Below are 19,623 nucleotides of genomic sequence, written 5' to 3' on the forward strand. Positions count from 1 at the left end.
TTAGTTGGCTGCGTTCGTGCAGCCCCTTTCCGGAGTCCAACCCGTGGCCCGCAAGAAACCCCTGACCCTCTACCGCAACATCGGCATCATCGCGCACATCGACGCGGGCAAGACCACGACCACCGAGCGCATCCTCTATTACACCGGGCGCAAGCACCAGATCGTCGACGTGCACGACACCAAGGACGGCCGGGGTTCCACCACCACCGACTACATGGAGCAGGAGCGCAAGCGCGGCATCACGATCCAGTCGGCGGCGGTGACCGCCGAATGGAAGGGCCACCAGATCAACGTGATCGACACTCCGGGACACGTCGACTTCACCATCGAGGTGAACCGCTCGCTGCGCGTGCTCGACGGCGCGGTGGTGGTGTTCGACGGCGTCGCCGGGGTGGAGCCGCAGACCGAGACCAACTGGCGCCTGGCCGACCAGTACAAGGTGCCGCGGATCTGCTACGTCAACAAGATGGACCGCATCGGCGCGAATTTCGCGCACTGCGTGAAAGGCATCCGCGAGCGCCTCGGCGCCAACGCGCTGCTGTGCCAGGTGCCGCTGGGCAGCAGCGACGAATTCGTCGGCATGGCCGACCTGGTCGCCGGCGTGGGCTACCTGTGGGCCTCCGACGACAAGGACAGCGTGTGGGAAACCGTGCCGCTGGAGCAGCTGAAGGATCGCCTCCACTTCGCCTCCGTGGCCGACAACGAATGGATCGCCGACCTGCCGAAGCTGCGCCAGAACCTGCTGGAAACCGCACTGGCGCTGGACGACGACGCGTTCGAGCGCCTGCTGAACACCGGCGAGTTCGACCCGGCGGTGCTCAAGCACTGTATCCGCCGCGGCACCGTCACCGGCGAACTGGTGCCGGTGTTGTGCGGCTCGTCGTACAAGAACAAGGGCGTGCAGCAGCTGCTGGATGCCGTGGTCGACTACCTGCCCTACCCGGGCGAGAACGGCGGCATCGCGATGGTCGACGAGGACGGCCACGTCGTCGGCGAGCAGGTCGTCACCGACGACGCGCCGGCGCGCGCGCTGGCGTTCAAGGTGATCAACGACCAGTTCGGCACGCTCACCTTCTGCCGCATCTACTCCGGCGTGATCAAGAAGGGCGACACCCTGCTCAACGTCACCCGCGGCCGGAAGGAGCGCGTCGGCCGCATCGTCGAGGTGCAGGCCGACGACACCCGGGAGATCGACGAGGTGCGCGCCGGCGACATCTGCGCCTTCGTCTCGATGAAGGACACCGAGACCGGCGATTCGCTGGCCGACCCGGCGCACCCGGCGCTGCTGGAGCGCATGCGCTTCCCCGATCCGGTGATCAGCGTGTCGGTGGAGCCGAAGAACCGCAACGACGTCGACAAGTTGTCCAGCGCGCTCTACAAGATGGTCAAGGCCGACCCGTCGCTGAAGCTCGAGGTGGACCAGGAAACCGGCCAGACCGTGCTCAAGGGCATGGGCGAGCTGCACCTTGAAGTGACCATCGACCGCATGCGTACCGAGCTGGGCGTGGAAGCGAACATGGGCAAGCCCAAGGTCAGCTTCCGCGAAGCGTTCGGCAAGACCGTCGAGCACACCTACACGCACAAGAAGCAGACCGGCGGCTCCGGCCAGTTCGCCGAGGTGACGATGATCTTCGAGCCGGGAGAACCGGGCTCGGGCGTGGTGTTCTCCGACGAGGTGGTCGGCGGCCGCGTGCCGCGCGAGTACATCCCGGCGGTCGAGCATTCGGTCAAGGCCGAATCGCAGGAAGGCCAGGTCGCCGGCTACGAGGTGGTCGACTTCAAGGCGCGCCTGGTCGACGGCAAGTACCACGACGTCGACTCCTCCGCGCTGGCGTTCGAGATCGCCGCGCGGCAGTGCTTCCGCGAGGCGCAGAAGCTCAGCAAGCCGAAGCTGCTGGAACCGATCATGCATCTGGAAGTGGTGATGGAAGCGGACTACCTCGGCGACGTCATCGGCGACATCAACCGCCGCCGCGGCACGGTCAACGACCAGGGCCAGAAAGGCAGCGCCGCCTTCGTGCAGGGCTTCGTGCCGCTGGCCGAGATGTTCGGCTACATCAACTTCCTGCGCTCGGCCACCCGCGGCCGCGGCACCTTCAGCATGGAATTCGACCACTACGAGGACGTGCCGACCAGCATGGTCGAGAAGCTGATGGAGAAGGAGGCGAAGTAAGGCTTCGCTTCTCCGGGCCGGTGCCGGCAGCGCGCGCCGGCCCGCGCGCTGCAACGGCAACTCCCGCGTTCCTGTACCGAAGGAAAACGGTCCCGAGCACCCTTGCCCCGGCCAGCAGTAGCATATTGTCCGCCCGCAGGATCGACGCTTCCTGCATCCGGGTGCCGGGGGGCACTCACCATCCGACAGGGGATCCCATGAATTTTCACCACTTGCCGCGAGCATTGCTTGCGCGGCCTTTTCGTATCCATCAGCGACCGCTGGCTGCCGCCTGCGCCACCGCTCTGCTCGGCCTGATCCTGGCCGGCACGGCATCGGCCCAGCAGGCACAGGAGCAGGCGCCCACGTCCACGGACACCCGGACCGTGCCCGTCGACAAGAAGGCCGACGCAGGCGCCAAGAAGAACAAGAAATCCGAAAACACGGTGAGCAACCTCGACGCCATCATCGTCACCGGCATCCGCGGCAGCATCGAGAATTCGCTGAAGGCCAAGCAGAACTCGGACAACATCATCGAGGCGATCTCGGCCGAGGACATCGGCAAGCTGCCGGACGCGAGCATCGCCGAAAGCCTGTCGCGCGTGCCGGGCCTGGCCACCCAGCGCCTGAACGGCCGCGCCAACATGATCTCGATCCGAGGCCTGGCACCCGATTTCGCCGGCACCACGCTCAACGGGCGCGAGCAGGCCACCATCGGCGAGAACCGCGGCGTCGAATACGACCAGTACCCGTCCGAGCTGATCAGCGGCGCGGCGATCTACAAGACGCCCGACGCCAGCCTGATCGGCCAGGGCCTGTCCGGCACCGTCGACCTGCACACGATCAAGCCGCTGGACCTGCCCAACCGCGCTTTCGCGGTCAACCTGCGCGGCGAGCACACCAGCAACGGCAAGCTCAACCCGGGCAGCGGCGTGAGCGACATGGGCCACCGCGCCAGCATCTCCTACATCGACCAGTTCTTCGACCACACGCTGGGCCTCGCGGTGGGCTTCGCCCACCTCGACTCGCCGATCCAGGAAAAGCAGTACCAGGCCTGGTGGTGGAGCATGAACAACGGCCCGGGCAGCGCCGAGGAAAACTGGGGTGGACCGCACACGCAGGGTCTGCCCGACGGCGTGATCTCGCAGGAAGGCATGCAGCTGCGCGCGCAGTCGCTGACCCAGCGGCGCAGCGGCCTGATGGCCGTGCTGGAATGGGCGCCGGGCGATAACTACCACTCCACGCTCGACCTGTACCACTCCACCTTCGGCGAGAAGAAATTCACCAACGGCGCGCAGTGGTCGAGCAGCCCGTGGGACAACGTCAGCTACTCCAACGTGGGCGTCACGCCGGCGCAGCCCTACCCGATCGTCACCTCAGGCACCATCGACGGCATCGCGCCGATCCTGCAGAACCAGTACACCAAGGAACACGACAAGCTGTTCTCGGCCGGCTGGAACAACCAGTACGACTTCGGCAACGGCTGGGCGGCCACCGCGGACCTGTCGTATTCCAGCGCGAAGAAGAAACTGCACGACGCCTACCTGTTCACCGGCCTGGCCGGCGGCGCCTTCACCAGCGTCGACTTCCGCACCCCGCTCGGCAACGGCTACCCGTACTTCTCGTCGGCAGTGAACCTGGCCGATCCCGCCACGGTGGTGTTCACCGACCCGGACGGCTACGGCTACAACGGCCGCCAGGAATTCGACAGCCAGAAGGACACGATCAAGGCGGTGCGCCTGGAAGTGAGCCACCCGCTGGGCTGGATCTTCAGCAGCATGAACCTGGGCGTGGACTACTCGGACCGCACCAAGACCAAGCTGGCCGACGTGAACTTCGCCTGGCTCAACGGCAACGGCTCCACTCAGGGCACCTACGACAACCACTTCAGCGCGCCGGTGGATCCCGCCTTCCTGCGCGGGTCCACCTCGCTCGGCTACGGCGGCATCCCGGGCATCCTCTACTACGACGTGCTGGGCGCGCTGGCGAACCAGTTCTACCTGACCGAGCGCAACGGCCAGGGCGACTGGAGCCGCAACTACACGGTGGAAGAGAAAGTGCCGGTGGCCTACGCCAAGTTCAACATCGAGACGATGCTGGGCAACGTGCCGCTGCGCGGCAACGTGGGCATGCAATTCGTGCGCACCGACCAGTCGTCGCAGGCGCTGCAGACCAACGGCGACACCCTGGTCGGCCGCATCAGCGACGGCGCGAAGTACAACAACGTGCTGCCCAGCCTGAACCTGGTGGCGCAGCTGACCGACCGCCAGTACCTGCGCTTCGGCCTGGCCAAGACGATGGCGCGCGGACGCATCGACGACGAGAAGGTCGCCACCTCCGCCAGCGTGTCACTGGTGCAGCAGGGCCCCGGCGCCGGCCAGGTGCTGTGGTCCGGCAGCGGCGGCAACCCGAAACTGAAGCCGTACATCGCGGTCGGCACCGACCTGTCGTACGAATTCTATTTCGGCAAGTCCAGCTATTTCGCCGCCGCGGTGTTCAACAAGAACCTGCTGAACTACATCTACAACCAGACCACGCTCGACTACGACTTCTCGCACTACACCAACGACAATCCCACGCTCACGCCGACCAGCACCATCGGTTCGTTCACGCGGCCGGCGAACGGCACCGGCGGCAAGATGCAGGGCCTGGAGTTGTCCGGTGCGCTGGAAGGCGGGCTGCTGGCTCAGGCGCTGGATGGCTTCGGCGTGCAGGCCAACTTCTCGCTGACCAACAGCAACATCCCGGTCAGCTCAATCTCCTCGATCCCCGGCGGCCCGGCCACCCTGCCCGGCCTGTCGCGCAAGGTCGCCAACCTCGCGCTGTACTACGAGAAGTACGGCTGGTCGGTGCGCGCGGCCGAACGCTACCGCTCGTCCTTCACCGGTGAAGCCGTGGCCCTGTTCGACCAGCTCGGCTACACCAAGGTGCTGGCCAACAAGCAGACCGACCTGCAACTCGGCTACGCGTTCTCCGAAGGCCGCTGGAACGGCCTGTCGCTGCTGCTGCAGGTCAGCAACCTCACCAACGCGCCGGACGCCACCGTGCAGGTTTCCGGCCTGCCCAACGGCGTCTCGGTAGCCCGGCCGCTGGAATATGACACCTGGGGTCGCACGGTGATGCTCGGACTGAACTACAAGTTGTAGGCAACCCGGTAACCGCGGGAAAACCACGAAACCCGGGGAGCGATCCCCGGGTTTTTCATGGGGCACCGGTCACGCGGAAAGATGCTCGTACAGGATCACCGCGCCCACGCCGATCAGGATGACGCCGCCGAGCATCTCGGCGCGCTTGCCCACCATGGCGCCGAGCGCATGGCCGAGCATGATGCCCAGCGTGACCATGCCGAACGTGCACAGGCCGATGACTACGGCCACCAGCGCGATCGGTGTGTCGACGAAGGCCAGGCCGACGCCCACCGCCAGCGCGTCGATGCTGGTGGACAAGCCGGTGATGGCGAGGCCGACGAGGCCGTGCTTCTTCGCCTCGTCGACCGGTTCGTCCGGGTCCGGTTTGAAGCCGTTCCAGATCATGTGCAGGCCCAGCACCAGCAGCAGGCCGAACGCGATCCAGTGGTCCCAGGCCTCGATGTAGCGCGCGGCGCCCTTGCCCAGCAGCCAGCCGACCACCGGCGTGATCGCCTCGATCACGCCGAAGATCAGGCCGACGCGCATGGCCTGACCGAGTCGGGGTTTGGCCATCGCCGCGCCCTTGCCGATCGCCGCGGCGAACGCGTCGGTGGACATGGCGAAGCCGAGCAGCAGGATGGAAATGGGATTCATGGGTGGCCAGGTCGGTCGGGCAAGGCGCAACGGCACGACGGCGCGCCCCACCGCAGTGGCGCCGTCAGCCGTTGGTCTCGCCAACCAGGATCGGTGTCTTCGCCACGGCAGGCTTGCCGAGCATGTTGACGAAGACGCCTCGTCGGGACGAGGCAGGCTACTCCCCAAGGGGTCGCGCTGCCGGCATGACCGCCAGCGCGGCGGCAAGGTTAGCACGACGGCACCGCGAGCCCGGCATATGCAGACGCGCGAGTCGCCGCGCATACTCAGGCTTCGTTCAAGACATGCAAGGGGACTTCGAATGAGAGCACCACGAGCACTTGGGCCCGCCGCGGCGGCCACGCTGGTCTTCTGCGCCGGCATCGGCATGGCCCACGCCGGCACCACCGCCGAGGCGCTGCCCGAAACCATGGCCACGCTGAAGCATGCCATCAGCATCCCCACGGTCGAAGGCCAGCACCAGGTGCCGGTGCTGGCCGCGTATCTGGCCGGCAAGCTCAAGGCCGCCGGCTTTGCCGACAGCGACGTCGAGATCATCCCGGTGGGCGAAACCGCCGCGCTGGTGGCACGCTATCGCGGCACCGGCGAAGGCAAGCCGATCCTGCTGTCCGGGCACATGGACGTGGTGGCGGCGAAGCGCCAGGACTGGACCCGCGACCCGTTCACCCTGATCGAGGAGAACGGCTACCTCTACGGCCGCGGCACCGCCGACATGAAAACCGCGGTGGTGGTGCTGGTCGAAACGCTGATCCGGCTCAAGCGCGAAGGCTTCAAGCCGCGCCACGACCTGATCCTGCTGCTGTCCGGCGACGAAGAGACCACCATGGCCTCGACCCGCGAGCTGGCGAAGCGCTATCACGACGCCGAATTCCTGCTCAACGCCGACGCCGGCGGCGGCACCTTGAACCCGGATACCGGCAAGCCCGCGTTGTACCAGATCCAGGCCGCCGAAAAGACCTATGCGGACTTCCGCATCAGCCTGACCTCGGCCGGCGGGCACTCCAGCGAACCGAACAACGACAACGCGATCTACCGGCTGGCGCGCGCCATCGACCGCGTCGCCGGCTACCAGTTTCCACCGCTCAGCAACGAGATCACGCTCGCCTCGCTGCGCGCGCTCGGCGCCAACACGCCCGGCCCGCTGGGCGCCGCGATGACCCGCTTCGCCGCCCACCCCGACGATGCCGCCGCCGCGGCGACCATCTCCGCCGACCCCGCCTACGTCGGCCAGCTCCGCACCACCTGCGTGGCGACCATGCTCAACGGCGGCCACGCCCTCAACGCCCTGCCGCAAAGCGCCAGCGTCAACGTGAATTGCCGCATCTTTCCGGGCACACCGGTCGACAGCGTGCGCGACACCCTGGTCAAGGTGATCAACGACAAGTCCGCCAGCGTCACCGTGCTGTCGCCAACACCGGTGGCCAGCCCCGCCTCACCCCTGCGCCAGGACGTGATCGCCGCCGTCACCGCCGCCGTGCACGCCCGCTTCCCCGGCGTGGAAATCGTCCCCGGCATGTCCGCTGGCGCCTCCGACAGCATGTACTTCCGCAATGCCGGCGTCCCGAGCTACGGCATCGATGCGGCGTTCACCAAGCCCGACGACACGTTTGCCCACGGGCTCAACGAGAAGTTGCCGGCTTCGGAAGTCGAAGCCGGGCTGGAGTTCTGGCATCGGGTACTGATCCAGCTGGCGAAATGACCGGCGAGCACCTCACCGCCAACGTCGCATCGAAAGAGCCCGGGCAGCGATTCCCGAGCGCTTGTGCCGCCGAAGCACGCCGGCGTCGCCAATGGTCAATGTGATCCCACCGCGGGCAACGGCAAGCGTTGGGCCAAAAAAGTTACCGCGCACGATCGCCGTGGCGTGGCGGCTTGTCGCTTGTTCCTGTTGCGCGAAACGATCATGGCAGCGGCGCCGCTTCCGTGGCTCAATCGATGCCCGGTTCGTCGCTCCTGGTTTAAAGAGGTGGGCACTGGAGGGCGATCCTGACACCTGGCAAGTCGTTTACTCCGGAGTACGTCACAGCATGCGATTGGCACAATTCATTTCGATCCACCGGGAGGCGATCCTCGAAGCGTGGGACAGTTTCGCCAGTACCCTGCAGCCCGAGACCCGAGTGATGGGTGCCAAGGAGGTGCGCGATCACGCCGGGCAGATGCTGACGGAGATCGCGGCCGACATCAGCACGCCTCAATCGACCCGGCAAGCCGTCGAAAAATCGCGCGGTGAAGGCCCCAAAGCTCGCGCCGACACGGCATCGGAGGTGCATGCCGGCACCCGTCTTCGCTCGGGATTCACTATCGATCAGCTGGTAGCCGAATACCGTGCGCTGCGCGCCAGCGTGCTGCTGCTGTGGTCGCAGGAGCCCGACCGCGACGCCGAATTTCGCGAGCAGGATATGCTGCGTTTCAACGAGGCGATCGACAAGGGACTCGCCGAATCGGTGTCGCGCTATTCGCAGACGGTGAACGAATCACAAGACGTTTTCCTTGGCGTGCTGGGACACGATCTGCGCACGCCGCTCGGCGTCATTCTGCTGTCGGCCGAATTCTTTCTTCACGCCGACGAGCTGGACAGCCGCTATACCAAGGTCGCCGCCGGCATCTACACGAGTGTGCGCCGCGCCGAGAAGATCGTGCAGGACCTGCTCGACTTCGCGCGCGCGCGGGTCGGTAGCGGCATCCCGGTGGATCGCGTCGAAGCCGACCTCACCGTGATGTGCGAGAACGTCGTGCAGGAAGTGCGTCTGTTGCATCCCGATCGCACTGTGGTGTTCCAGCCCGACGAGCGCATCATCGGGAAATTCGACGTCTCCCGCATGGGGCAGGTCTTCAGCAACCTGATCGAAAACGCCGTCAAGCACGGTTCGGGCGACTCACCGGTCACCGTCAGCCAGGAGCTGGAAGATGACCACGTCGTGTTCGCGATCCACAACGAAGGCGAACCCATCACAGCGGAAGACACGCTGCGCATTTTCAATCCGATGACGCGGCATTCGCAGTTTGCCCTTGCGGAGCGGGGTCCAGGCGCGGGCTTGGGGCTTGGCCTGTTCATCGCGCAGGAGATCGTCACCGCCCACGGTGGCACCATCAAGGTCACATCGTCGGCGGCAAGTGGCACGACATTCCGCGTGAGGTTGCCGTTGCGCAGCGGCGCGGCAGCCGCTGACTGATGCCGCACGAGGTCCGCTCCCGACTGCGGATTCAGTCGATCGACGCTACAATTACCGGTTCGCGCTCCAGCCGACCCGCTCCCCATGCCCACCCATCTCCAAGAAACCCGCCGCCGCCGCACCTTCGCCATCGTCAGCCACCCTGACGCGGGCAAGACCACGCTGACCGAGAAGCTGCTGCTGTTCGGCGGTGCGATCCAGATGGCCGGCTCGGTGAAGAGTCGCAAGACGTCGCGCAGCGCCACCTCGGACTGGATGGCGCTGGAGAAGGAGCGCGGGATTTCGGTGACCTCGTCGGTGATGCAGTTCCCGTACGAGGGCAAGATCGTCAACCTGCTCGACACGCCGGGACACGCGGACTTCTCCGAGGACACCTACCGCGTGCTGACCGCGGTGGACTCGGCGCTGATGGTGATCGACTGCGCCAAAGGTGTCGAAGAACGCACGATCAAGCTGATGGAAGTGTGCCGGCTGCGCGACACGCCGATCATGACCTTCATCAACAAACTCGACCGCGAGGGCCGCTCGCCGATCGAACTGCTGGACGAAGTGGAGTCGGTGCTGGGCATCGCCTGCGCGCCGCTGACCTGGCCGATCGGCATGGGCAAGCGCCTGAAGGGCGTGTACCACCTGGCGCTGGACGAAGTGCACATCTTCGAGCAGGGCAAGAACTTCACGCGGCAGGACTCGACCATCTTCAAGGGCCTCGACGCGCCCGGCCTGGCCGAAAAGATCGGCGTCGAGGCGATGCGCGAGCTGCGCGAGGAACTGGAACTGGTGCAGGGCGCCGCGCCGTCGTTCGATCTCGACGAGTACCTCGCCGGCAAACAGACGCCGGTGTTCTTCGGCTCGGCGGTGAACAACTTCGGCGTGCAGCTGCTGCTGGACTTCTTCATTGAGCACGCACCGTCGCCGCGCCCGCGCGCCACCACCACGCGCGAGATCCAGCCGGAGGAAGAGAAGCTCTCCGGCTTCGTGTTCAAGATCCAGGCCAATATGGACCCGGCGCACCGCGACCGCGTGGCGTTCATGCGCGTGTGCTCGGGCACGTACAACGCCGGCATGAAGATGATCCAGACACGCACGAACAAGGAGGTGCGCATCGCCAACGCGCTGACCTTCATGGCCAGCGACCGCGAGATCGTCGAGACGGCGTACCCGGGCGACGTGATCGGCCTGCACAACCACGGCACCATCACCATCGGCGATACGTTCACCGAGGGTGAGCTGGTCACGTTCACCGGCATCCCGAACTTCGCGCCCGAGCTGTTCCGCCGCGCGCGGCTGCGCGATCCGCTGAAGATGAAAGCGCTGCAAAAGGGCCTGGCGCAATTGAGCGAGGAAGGCGCCACCCAGTTCTTCCGCCCGCTGATGTCGAACGACCTGATCCTGGGCGCGGTCGGCGTGCTGCAGTTCGAAGTGGTCGCCTACCGGCTGAAGGACGAGTACAACGTCGACGCCAGCTTCGAGCCGGTGACGGTGACCACCGCGCGCTGGGTGCACTGCGATGACGAGAAGAAACTGGCCGAGTTCCGCGAGAAGAACGCGATGCACCTGGCCATCGACGGCGCCGGCGAGCTGGTCTACATCGCGCCGACGCGGGTCAACCTGCAACTGGCGCAGGAGCGCTGGCCGCAGGTGCGCTTCGCCAATACCCGCGAGCATGCCGTGGCGGTGGAGCTGTAGCCGCCGCGCGACGCCGCTGCTAACGTGCGGGTCTTTGTCAGGGGATCACGCATGCACGACCAGGCCATCGCCTTCACCACGCCGCCCGCGGCGCCACGCTGGAAGCGCTGGCTGCTGTTCTCGCCGCTGGCGCGGATCGTGATCTTCGTGCTGCTGTTCATGGCGCTGAGCTTTGCGTCGGGGGCGCTGTTGCGTCCGCTGGGCTGGCTCGGCAAGGATGCCCCGGCCACCCTCCACGCCCTGGCACAGTTCCTGATGCGTGCGGTGCCGGCGCTGCTCGCCTATCTGCTGCTGGTGCGGTTCGTCGAACGCCGCGCGGTCACGGAACTGGCTCCGCGCAAGCTGCTGCCGGACGGAGCCCTCGGCACGCTCGCCGGCCTGCTGCTGTTCAGTGCGATCGTCGGCGTGCTGTACCTGCTCGGCAGCTATCACGTCACCGGCACCAACCCGGATGCGCCGTGGGTACCGGCCCTGCTGATGGTGGGGCTGGGCGCCGGCATCGGCGAGGAGATCATCTGCCGCGGCGTGCTGTTCCGCATCGTCGAGGAAGGCCTGGGCAGCTGGTGGGCGCTGGTCATCTCGGCGCTGTTCTTCGGCGCGGCGCACATCGCCAATCCCGGCGCCACGCTGTGGAGTTCGGCCGCCATCGCGATCGAGGCCGGCCTGCTGTTCGGCATGATCTACCACCTGACCCGTTCGCTGCCGCTCTGCATGGGCCTGCATGCGGCGTGGAACTTCGCCCAAGGCACGATCTACGGCATCCCGGTGTCCGGCACTCCGGCCGACGGCTGGCTGGTGTCCACCCGCAGCGGCCCGGACTGGCTGAGCGGCGGCGTGTTCGGCGCCGAGGCGTCGGTGGTCGCGCTGGGCCTGTGCTCGCTGTGCACGCTCGGACTGCTGGTGCTCGCACTGCGGAGAGGCTCGCTCGTGCCCTTCCGTCCCCGCGCCAGGCGCGAGCAGGCGCTGGCCCCACGCTGAACCCGCGGCGGCGCTCAACTGGGGTTTGATCGCCGCTGCGGCTACCCTGTGCCTGCGACTGCTGCCCTGCGGTCCACTCAGTTCGGTAAAGGACCCCGCCATGGCCCCAATCAGCACGCTGCAGCCCGCCTCGTCGAAAGAGAATTCATGGCTGGCCAACCAGTCGATGCAGCGCAAGATGATGCTGGCAATCGGCCTGCTGCTCGGCTTGTTCCTGAGCGCCAACGTGATCACGCTCGACTCGCTGCAGAAACAGGAGAACGCGCGGCACTGGGCCAGCCACACTTACCGGGTGTTGCTGCAGATCGACATGGTGGAGCGGGCCGCGCAGAGCCGCCAGGTCGGCGCGCGCGGCTTCATGCTGTCGCATGCGCCCAGTGAGCTGGAGCTGTTCAACCGGTCCAACGGCGAACTCGGCCAGCGCATCGCCGAACTGCGCCGGTTGCTGCTCGACAATTACCTGCAGCAGACCCGGCTGGACAGGGTCGAGTCGATGGCCGTCCGCTGGCGCGACGAGGCGCTCGAGCACGCCATCAATCCGCTCAGGCACCTGGACCTCACCGACCCGGATGCCAGCCGGCAGCGCCAGCGCATCCAGGCCGACTACATGCAGCAGCGTACCGTGCGCACCGAGGATCTTTTCGTCGTGCTGGACCAGATGGCCAGCGACGAAAACCGGTTGCTGGGCGAGCGCAACCGCCAGCTCGACCTGACCCTCAGCCGCACCAAGGCCATCAGCGCGGTGACCATCGGGCTGGGCATCCTGCTCGGCATCGCCGTCATCCGGCTCACTTCGCGGCTGGTGATCCGACCCTTGCGCCGGCTCACGGACAAGATGACGCGGCTGTCCAACCACGACCACGATTTCGAGATCCGCCGATTGGATCGCCGCGACGAGGTGGGCGAGATCGCCCGCGCCCTGCAGGTCTTCAAGCAGATGTCGTTGGACACCGATGCGCGTGCGTGGATTCGCTCCCGGGTGTCGGATATCTCGCAGGTGCTGCTGCAGGCCACCACGCACAAGGACTTCGCCCAGTGGCTGACCAGCGAGGTGGTGCCGCTGTGCAACGCGGGGCTGGGGCTGTTCTATTCGTTCGACGACACGCGCCACCGGCTGGACCTGCTGGGCAGCTACGGTTTGCGCCTCAGCAACCGCTCCGCCGACCAGTACATGCCCGGCGAAGGCCTGGTCGGCCAATGTGCCGTGGAGCGCAAGGCGATCATCCTGGATCAGGTACCGGCCGATTACCTGCGCATCGATTCGGGCAGCGGCGAGGCGGTGCCCAGCCACGTCGCGATCCTGCCGGTGACCTACCGCGAAACCCTGATCGGCGTGCTGGAACTGGGCGGTTTCGCCCCGTTCACCACTCTGCAGCGGCAACTGCTGGACGAACTGCTGCCAATCGTGGCGCTGGCGCTGGAGAACCTCAACCAGGCCGTGCATACCCAAGGCCTGCTGCAGCAGACGCGGGAACAGGCCGACGAGCTGCGCCTGTCCGAGCTGGTGATGCGCCAGCAGAAGGAGGTGTTGCGTGAAAGCAACGAAACCCTGCAGGCGAAAACCACCGAGCTGGAAGAGCAATCGCAACGGCTGATCGCGTCGGAGGAAGAGCAGCGCGTGCAGGCCGAGGAGCTGCGATCTTCCAATGAAGAGCTCCGCGACATGACCGAGAGCCTGAACCGGCAGAGGTACGTGCTGGAGGATCTGCAGCGGGAAACCGAAGACAAGGCGGCCGAGCTGGCGCGCGCCAGCCAGTACAAATCGGAATTCCTGGCCAACATGTCGCACGAGCTGCGCACGCCGCTGAACAGCCTGCTGATCCTGTCACGCAGCCTCGCGGACAACGATACCGGCAACCTCGACGACGAGCAGATCGAATCCGCGCGCATCATCCACGATGCCGGCAACAGCCTGCTGCACCTGATCAACGACATCCTGGACCTGTCCAAGGTCGAGGCCGGCAAGATGGAGCTGGTGATCGAGGAGGTTTCCATCGCCGAGCTCGGCAAGCGGCTGCGACGCAATTTCGCGCACGTCGCCGGCAACAAGCGGCTGGGCTTCGACCTCTCGGTCGATGCCGAACTGCCGGCGGTACTCGCCACCGATGGCGGCAAGGTCGAACAGATCGCCAACAACCTGCTCAGCAACGCGTTCAAGTTCACCGCCAACGGCTCGGTGAGCCTGCGCATCGGCCGCCCGCAGGCCGGCGTCCCCGTGCCTGCCGCCTTGTCCGGCCAACCGCTGCTGGCGATCACCGTGGGTGACACCGGCATCGGCATTTCGCCGGACAAGCTCGAGCGCATCTTCAATGCCTTCGAGCAGGCCGACGCCAGCACCAGCCGCCAGTTCGGCGGCACCGGGCTCGGCCTGGCGCTCTCGCGCCGGATGGCGCAGCTGCTCGGCGGCGACGTCGTGCTACAGAGTGAAATCGGGCACGGCAGCCAGTTCACCCTGCTGCTGCCGGAAACGCCGCCGGCCTCCGCACCGCACCGCGCCGAAGCGGAAGCGACCGGCAGCGGGCAGAGCCACCACGCTTTCCCGCCGGCGCTGCTGCCCCCCTCCATCGCGGACGACCGCAACTCGCTGCTGCTAGGCCAGACCACCATCCTGGTGATCGAGGACGACCCGGCGTTCGTGCGCATCCTGGTCGACATGATTCACCGCAAGGGCTATCGCGCGCTCGCCGCCATGGACGGCGAGTCCGGCCTGCAGCTGGCACGCGAGCATCACCCGTCCGGCATCCTGCTGGACATTTCGCTGCCGGTGATGGACGGCTGGACGGTGCTCGACCGGCTCAAGGTGGACGAGGCCACGCGTTCGATCCCGGTCCACTTCGTGTCGGTCAACGACGCCGGCAGGCGCGGCATGGAGCGGGGCGCGATCGGCTTCCTGACCAAGCCGGTCAGCCGCGAGTCGATCACCGAGGCACTGGATCGCCTGCTGCGCTTCGGCGAAGGCCGGCAACACCGGCTGCTGGTGGTCGAGGATGACGCCGCCTCGCGCAAGGCCATCCGCGCCGCCCTGCGCGCCCATCGGGTGGAAGTCGACGAAGCCGACTCCGCCGAGGACGCACTGCCGAAGATCGCCGCGACCGTTTACGACTGCATCGTGCTGGACCTTGGGCTGCCGGGCATGTCCGGCCTGCAACTGATGGAGCACCTGGCAGCCAGGCCGGACGCGATGCCGCCGGTGGTGGTGTATTCGGGGCGCGAACTCGATCCGCAAGAGCAGCAGAAACTGCGCAGGTACACCGACGCCATCGTGCTCAAGGGCGCACGCTCCAGCGAACGCCTGCTGCAGGAGGTCTGCCCGTTCCTGCAGGACATCGCCCGGCCCGCCGCGGCATCCGGCACGGGCGCGAGCCTTCCGGTTCCGCTGGCCGGTCACCGGGTGCTGCTGGTGGACGACGACATGCGCAACCTGTTCGCGCTGTCCCGGGTGCTGCGCGGCTGGGGGCTGCAGGTCGGCATGGCCCAGGACGGCTACAAGGCGCTGAATGCACTGGAGACTGAACCGCGGCCCGACCTGATCCTTATGGACATCATGATGCCGGGGATGGATGGCTACGCGACGATCCGGAGCATTCGCGACATGCCCGATTTCACCGACCTGCCGATCATCGCGGTGACGGCCAAGGCGATGGCCGGCGACCGCGAGACCTGCCTGCAGATGGGCGCCAACGACTACCTTTCCAAGCCGATCGACATCGACAAGCTGGCGACCATGCTGCGTGGCTGGCTGGCGGGCGGGCAGTCGTGACCGACGCACGCGCCGGAACGGGTACGCTCCACGGCGGACCACGTCGGTATCGGTTACGGTTGTTCCGGAAAGACCATGAAGCGGAGGGCAGATATCTTGATCGCGCCGAAAATCCTGATCGTCGACGACACCGCGGCGAACCTGGTGGCGATGCGTCGCCTGCTCGCGCGCAGCGGCGCGCAGCTGTTCGAGGCCGCCAGCGGCAACCAGGCGCTGGCGCTTTGCCTGGATCATGAATTCGCGCTGATCCTGCTCGACGTCAACATGCCGGACATGGACGGCTTCGAGGTGGCTGCCCTGCTCGGCGACGCCGAACACCTGAGCGAGACCCCGATCATCTTCGTCACCGCCGCCTACGCCGACGACATGAACCGGCTCAAGGGCTACCACTCCGGCGCGGTGGATTACATCGCCAAGCCGATCAACGACGTGATCCTGCAATCCAAGGTCCGCGTGTTCCTGGAACTCCATGCGGCGCGCATGAAGCTGCGCGAGGCGATGGCCGAGCTGGCCGAGCGCAACGAGGAACTGAACCGCGAGATCACCGAGCGCAAGCTGATCGAAACCATGGTGCGCCACCAGGCCAGCCATGATCCGCTGACCGGCCTGCCCAACCGCATCCTGTTCCGCGACCGGCTCAACGGTGCGATCCAGCGCGCCAACCGGCATCACAGCCGCTTCGCGCTGGCTTGCATCGACATCGATGGTTTCAAGAGTGTCAACGACAACCACGGCCACGCCGCCGGCGATGCGCTGCTGCAGGAGATCGCCACGCGCCTGCCGACGTATTTGCGCAGCAACGATACCGTGGCCCGCCTCGGCGGCGACGAATTCGCGCTGGTGCTGGAAGAGATCGACGAGCCACAGACGGCGCTGCAACTGTGCCAGAAGCTCTGCGCCGCGCTGGGCGAGCCCTACAGCCTGCACGTCAACGGCGAACTGATCGAGGTGCGCGTCGGTGCGAGCATTGGCATCGCGCCTTATGCGCCGAACGAACATGCCGATGCGGAGGAGCAATTGATGCGCGCGGCGGACAACGCGATGTACCAGGCCAAGCGCAACGGCAAGAACCGCTGCGTGCTGGCCGACTGAACGCCCGGGCGCTCAGGCGCGCTTGCGCGGCGACACCCACATCGTCACGCATGCGCGAAAGACCGTCTCGCCAGCGGCATCCGTGACCTGCACCGCGACCGGCCAGTCCTGGCCATCGCCGGCATCGGTCAGTGCGGTCGCTGGCGTGGCGACACCGTGCAGCGTGCCGACGGCCTTTTTCAGGTACTCGACCGTCATGCCCCTGGGAATCCAGCGCATGTCGGCCGGTATGGTCGCGTCGGTCATCACGCCTGCGCTGAGTTCGGCGAGGTTGCACAGCGCGATCGCATGCACGGTGCCGATGTGGTTGTGCACGCGGCGGCGGTCGCGGATGCGCACCTCGCAGCGTCCCGGTTCCAGCACCATGAAACGCGGCGCGATGGTGGCGAAGTACGGCGCCTTCAGGCAGACCAGGCGCGAGAAGATCCAGTGACCCGCCGGCCAGCGCGTGACGCGGCGGTACAGCGACAACACCGAGATACTCATCGGCCATGCTCCGAAAGAGACCGGCCCGCAAGGCGGGCCGGTCGGTCAACTGGATTCATGCGGCGTCCGCGCGCGTCTTGAACGCGCGCAATTCGTCCGTGTCGAAATCGTCCACCGAGATGAACTCGAACACGCCCTCGCGCACGCGCCGAAGCAGGTCGGCCTCGGCCTCCGAAATCACACCGGCCTGCTGCGCCTCGGCGAGCTGGCCCAGGTAGTCGTGCGAGGTGAACTGGCCGGACTTCAGCGCCTTGCCGAACTTGCGATCGACCGGCTCGGCGGCGATCACGTCCGGCAGCAGTGCCTTCATGCGACCGATCGTGTTGTTCGGTGTGGGCGTGGTGTAGACCCAGTCGGTGAGGCGATCGAGCGCTTCGTTCGGCGCGGTGAGCAGCGCGGCGACACGACGACCGAGGCGATCCGATGGCGGCACTTCGCGGCGACCGAGCGGGAACACCAGCGCACGCAGCAGCCACGCCACGGGCCGCACCGGGAAGTTGCGGATCGCACCGTCCAGCGCGTTCTGGATCAGCCACATGCACTGGTGAAAGCCCCAGGCCAGGAACGGGCGATCCGATTCCGGCCGACCGTTGTCCTCGTACTGCTTGAGCATGGCGCTGGCGATGTAGAGATAGCTGAGCACGTCGCCCAGGCGCGCGGACAACTTTTCCTTGAACTTCAGCTTGCCGCCGAGTACGCCCATGAACACGTCGGCGCACAGCGCCAGCGCGGCGGAGTAGCGGTCGAGCTTGCGGTAGTAGCGGCGGGTATAGGCATCACCGGCGGTCTCGCCGATGCTGGCGCCGCTCAGGCCCATCGCCAGGCTGCGCACTGCGTTGGAGATGCCGAAGCCGATGTGGCCGAACAGCAGTCGATCGAACACCTTCAGCTGCTCGCCGCGATCGGCGATCGACAGCGCCTGCATTTCCTTCAGCACGTACGGGTGGCAGCGGATCGCACCCTGGCCGAAGATCATCAGGCTGCGCGTCATGATGTTGGCGCCTTCCACCGTGATCGCGATCGGCACGCTGGACCAGCCGCGGCCGGCGTAGTTCTTCGGGCCGAGTTGCACCGCCTTGCCGCCGTGCACGTCCATGGTGTCGGCGGCGATCTGCCGCGCCCACTCGGTGGCGTGGTATTTCGCGATCGCCGACGGCACCGCCGGCTTCTCGCCGCGGTCGACCGCGGCCGCGGTGGCGCGCGACAAAGCCGCGGTGGCGTAGGTGAGACCGCCGATCCGTGCCAGTGCTTCCTCGACGCCCTCGAAACGCGCGACCGCCAGACCGAACTGCTTGCGCATGCGCGCGTATGCGCCGGTGGCCAGCGCCGAGGCGCGCATGCCGCCGGTGGCGTTCGACGGCAGCGAGATCGCGCGGCCCACCGACAGGCACTCGACCAGCATGCGCCAGCCATGGCCGGCCATGTCCGGTCCGCCGATCAGCACCGACAACGGCGCGAACACGTCCTTGCCACGCACCGGCCCGTTCTGGAACGGGATGTTCAGCGGGAAATGGCGGCGGCCGATTTCCAGCCCCGGCGTCGAACGCGGCAACAAGGCCAGGGTGATGCCGAGGTCCTCCTTGTCGCCGAGCAGGTGATCCGGATCGAACATGCGAAACGCCAGACCGACCACCGTGGCGACCGGCGCCAGCGTGATGTAGCGCTTGTCGAAGGTGAGCCGGAGACCCAGCGTTTCGACGCCATTGACCACCTGTCTGCAGACGATGCCGACGTCAGGGATCGAGGTGGCGTCGGAACCGGCGTAGGGCCCGGTCAACGCGAAGCAGGGAATTTCCTCGCCCACCGCCAGGCGCGGCAGGTAGTGGTTTTTCTGCTCATCCGAGCCGTAATGCAGCAGCAGTTCGGCTGGCCCGAGCGAGTTCGGCACCGCCACCGTCGAGGCCACCGTGGCCGACATGCTGTTGAGCTTCTGCAGCACCGCCGAATGCGCCAGCGCGGAGAACTGCAGGCCGCCGTATTGCTTCGGGATGATCATGCCGAAGAAGCGGTTCTTCTTGATGAACTCCCACACGTTCGGCGGCAGGTCGGCCAGCTCGTGGGTGATCTGCCAGTCGTCGATCATGCTGCACAGCTCTTCCACCGGACCGTCCATGAAGGCCTGTTCCTCCACGGAGAGCTCGGGCTTCGGCTGCTTCAGCAGTTCGTGCCAGTCCGGCTTGCCGGAAAATAGCTCGCCCTCGAAACCGACGGTGCCGGCCTCCAGCGCGGTCTGCTCGGTCTCCGACAGCTTCGGCGTGACCTTGGCGAACAGCTTCAGCAGCGGCAGGCTGATCTGCTTGCGGCGGAAATCCACCAGCAGCAGCGGCAGCGCGATGGCCAGCTCGACGATCAACAGGATCGCCATGGTCCACGGTGCGTGGGCCAGCAGCCCCACCACCAGCGTGGCGACGATGGTGGCGATCGCCCAGGTGCGCAGGCTGGTGCGGTGGTAGGCGCAGACGCCAGAGGCAATCAACGCCGCCAGCAGGGTCAGTAGCACGGGCATCTCAACAC

At 66.6% G+C, this 19,623-nt stretch carries 11 protein-coding genes and 1 riboswitch; of the genes, 8 read left to right on the forward strand and 3 right to left on the reverse strand.

What is annotated here, in order from left to right; translation table 11 throughout:
• Positions 1-43 precede the first annotated feature (43 nt).
• On the forward strand, positions 44-2,173 hold the full coding sequence (gene fusA / locus ABD024_RS13940) for an elongation factor G (protein WP_343853701.1): 2,130 nt from the start codon (positions 44-46) through the stop codon (positions 2,171-2,173).
• 197 nt (positions 2,174-2,370) lie between these two features.
• Complete coding sequence (locus tag ABD024_RS13945; RefSeq protein WP_343853704.1) at positions 2,371-5,298, forward strand: TonB-dependent receptor; 2,928 nt, start codon at positions 2,371-2,373, stop codon at positions 5,296-5,298.
• Positions 5,299-5,367: 69 nt separating this feature from the next.
• Here the strand turns inward: ABD024_RS13945 and ABD024_RS13950 are convergent, their stop codons facing one another.
• Positions 5,368-5,934 (reverse strand): manganese efflux pump MntP, encoded by a 567-nt coding sequence (locus ABD024_RS13950; RefSeq protein WP_343853706.1) that lies wholly within the window; start codon positions 5,932-5,934, stop codon positions 5,368-5,370.
• Positions 5,935-5,939: 5 nt separating this feature from the next.
• A riboswitch (yybP-ykoY riboswitch) is annotated at positions 5,940-6,102 on the reverse strand.
• A 133-nt stretch (positions 6,103-6,235) separates the two neighbouring features.
• Between ABD024_RS13950 and ABD024_RS13955 the strand changes: the two genes are divergently transcribed.
• The 6 genes from ABD024_RS13955 to ABD024_RS13980 all read left to right on the forward strand — a co-directional run bounded on the left by ABD024_RS13955 (position 6,236) and on the right by ABD024_RS13980 (position 16,623).
• Positions 6,236-7,633: a M20/M25/M40 family metallo-hydrolase gene (locus tag ABD024_RS13955; protein WP_343853708.1), complete on the forward strand. Its 1,398-nt coding sequence runs from the start codon at positions 6,236-6,238 to the stop codon at positions 7,631-7,633.
• Positions 7,634-7,961: 328 nt separating this feature from the next.
• Positions 7,962-9,107, forward strand: coding sequence for an ATP-binding protein (locus ABD024_RS13960; protein ID WP_343853713.1), 1,146 nt, complete (start codon positions 7,962-7,964; stop codon positions 9,105-9,107).
• Between the two features lie 84 nt (positions 9,108-9,191).
• Complete coding sequence (locus tag ABD024_RS13965; RefSeq protein ID WP_343853717.1) at positions 9,192-10,793, forward strand: peptide chain release factor 3; 1,602 nt, start codon at positions 9,192-9,194, stop codon at positions 10,791-10,793.
• A gap of 51 nt (positions 10,794-10,844) precedes the next feature.
• Positions 10,845-11,771: a CPBP family intramembrane glutamic endopeptidase gene (locus tag ABD024_RS13970; RefSeq protein ID WP_343853720.1), complete on the forward strand. Its 927-nt coding sequence runs from the start codon at positions 10,845-10,847 to the stop codon at positions 11,769-11,771.
• A 100-nt stretch (positions 11,772-11,871) separates the two neighbouring features.
• On the forward strand, positions 11,872-15,531 hold the full coding sequence (locus ABD024_RS13975; protein ID WP_343853724.1) for a response regulator: 3,660 nt from the start codon (positions 11,872-11,874) through the stop codon (positions 15,529-15,531).
• 75 nt (positions 15,532-15,606) lie between these two features.
• Positions 15,607-16,623 (forward strand): diguanylate cyclase domain-containing protein, encoded by a 1,017-nt coding sequence (locus ABD024_RS13980; protein ID WP_343853727.1) that lies wholly within the window; start codon positions 15,607-15,609, stop codon positions 16,621-16,623.
• Between the two features lie 12 nt (positions 16,624-16,635).
• On the opposite strand, the gene ABD024_RS13985 is transcribed toward ABD024_RS13980, so the two are convergent.
• Together ABD024_RS13985 and ABD024_RS13990 are read right to left on the reverse strand one after the other, a co-directional pair.
• Positions 16,636-17,109: a hotdog fold domain-containing protein gene (locus ABD024_RS13985; RefSeq protein WP_343853729.1), complete on the reverse strand. Its 474-nt coding sequence runs from the start codon at positions 17,107-17,109 to the stop codon at positions 16,636-16,638.
• A gap of 55 nt (positions 17,110-17,164) precedes the next feature.
• Positions 17,165-19,615, reverse strand: coding sequence for an acyl-CoA dehydrogenase (locus tag ABD024_RS13990; protein ID WP_343853732.1), 2,451 nt, complete (start codon positions 19,613-19,615; stop codon positions 17,165-17,167).
• Between the last annotated feature and the right edge of the window lie 8 nt (positions 19,616-19,623).

Origin of the sequence: Rhodanobacter soli (assembly GCF_039523495.1) — a bacterium.
Lineage (GTDB): Bacteria > Pseudomonadota > Gammaproteobacteria > Xanthomonadales > Rhodanobacteraceae > Rhodanobacter > Rhodanobacter soli.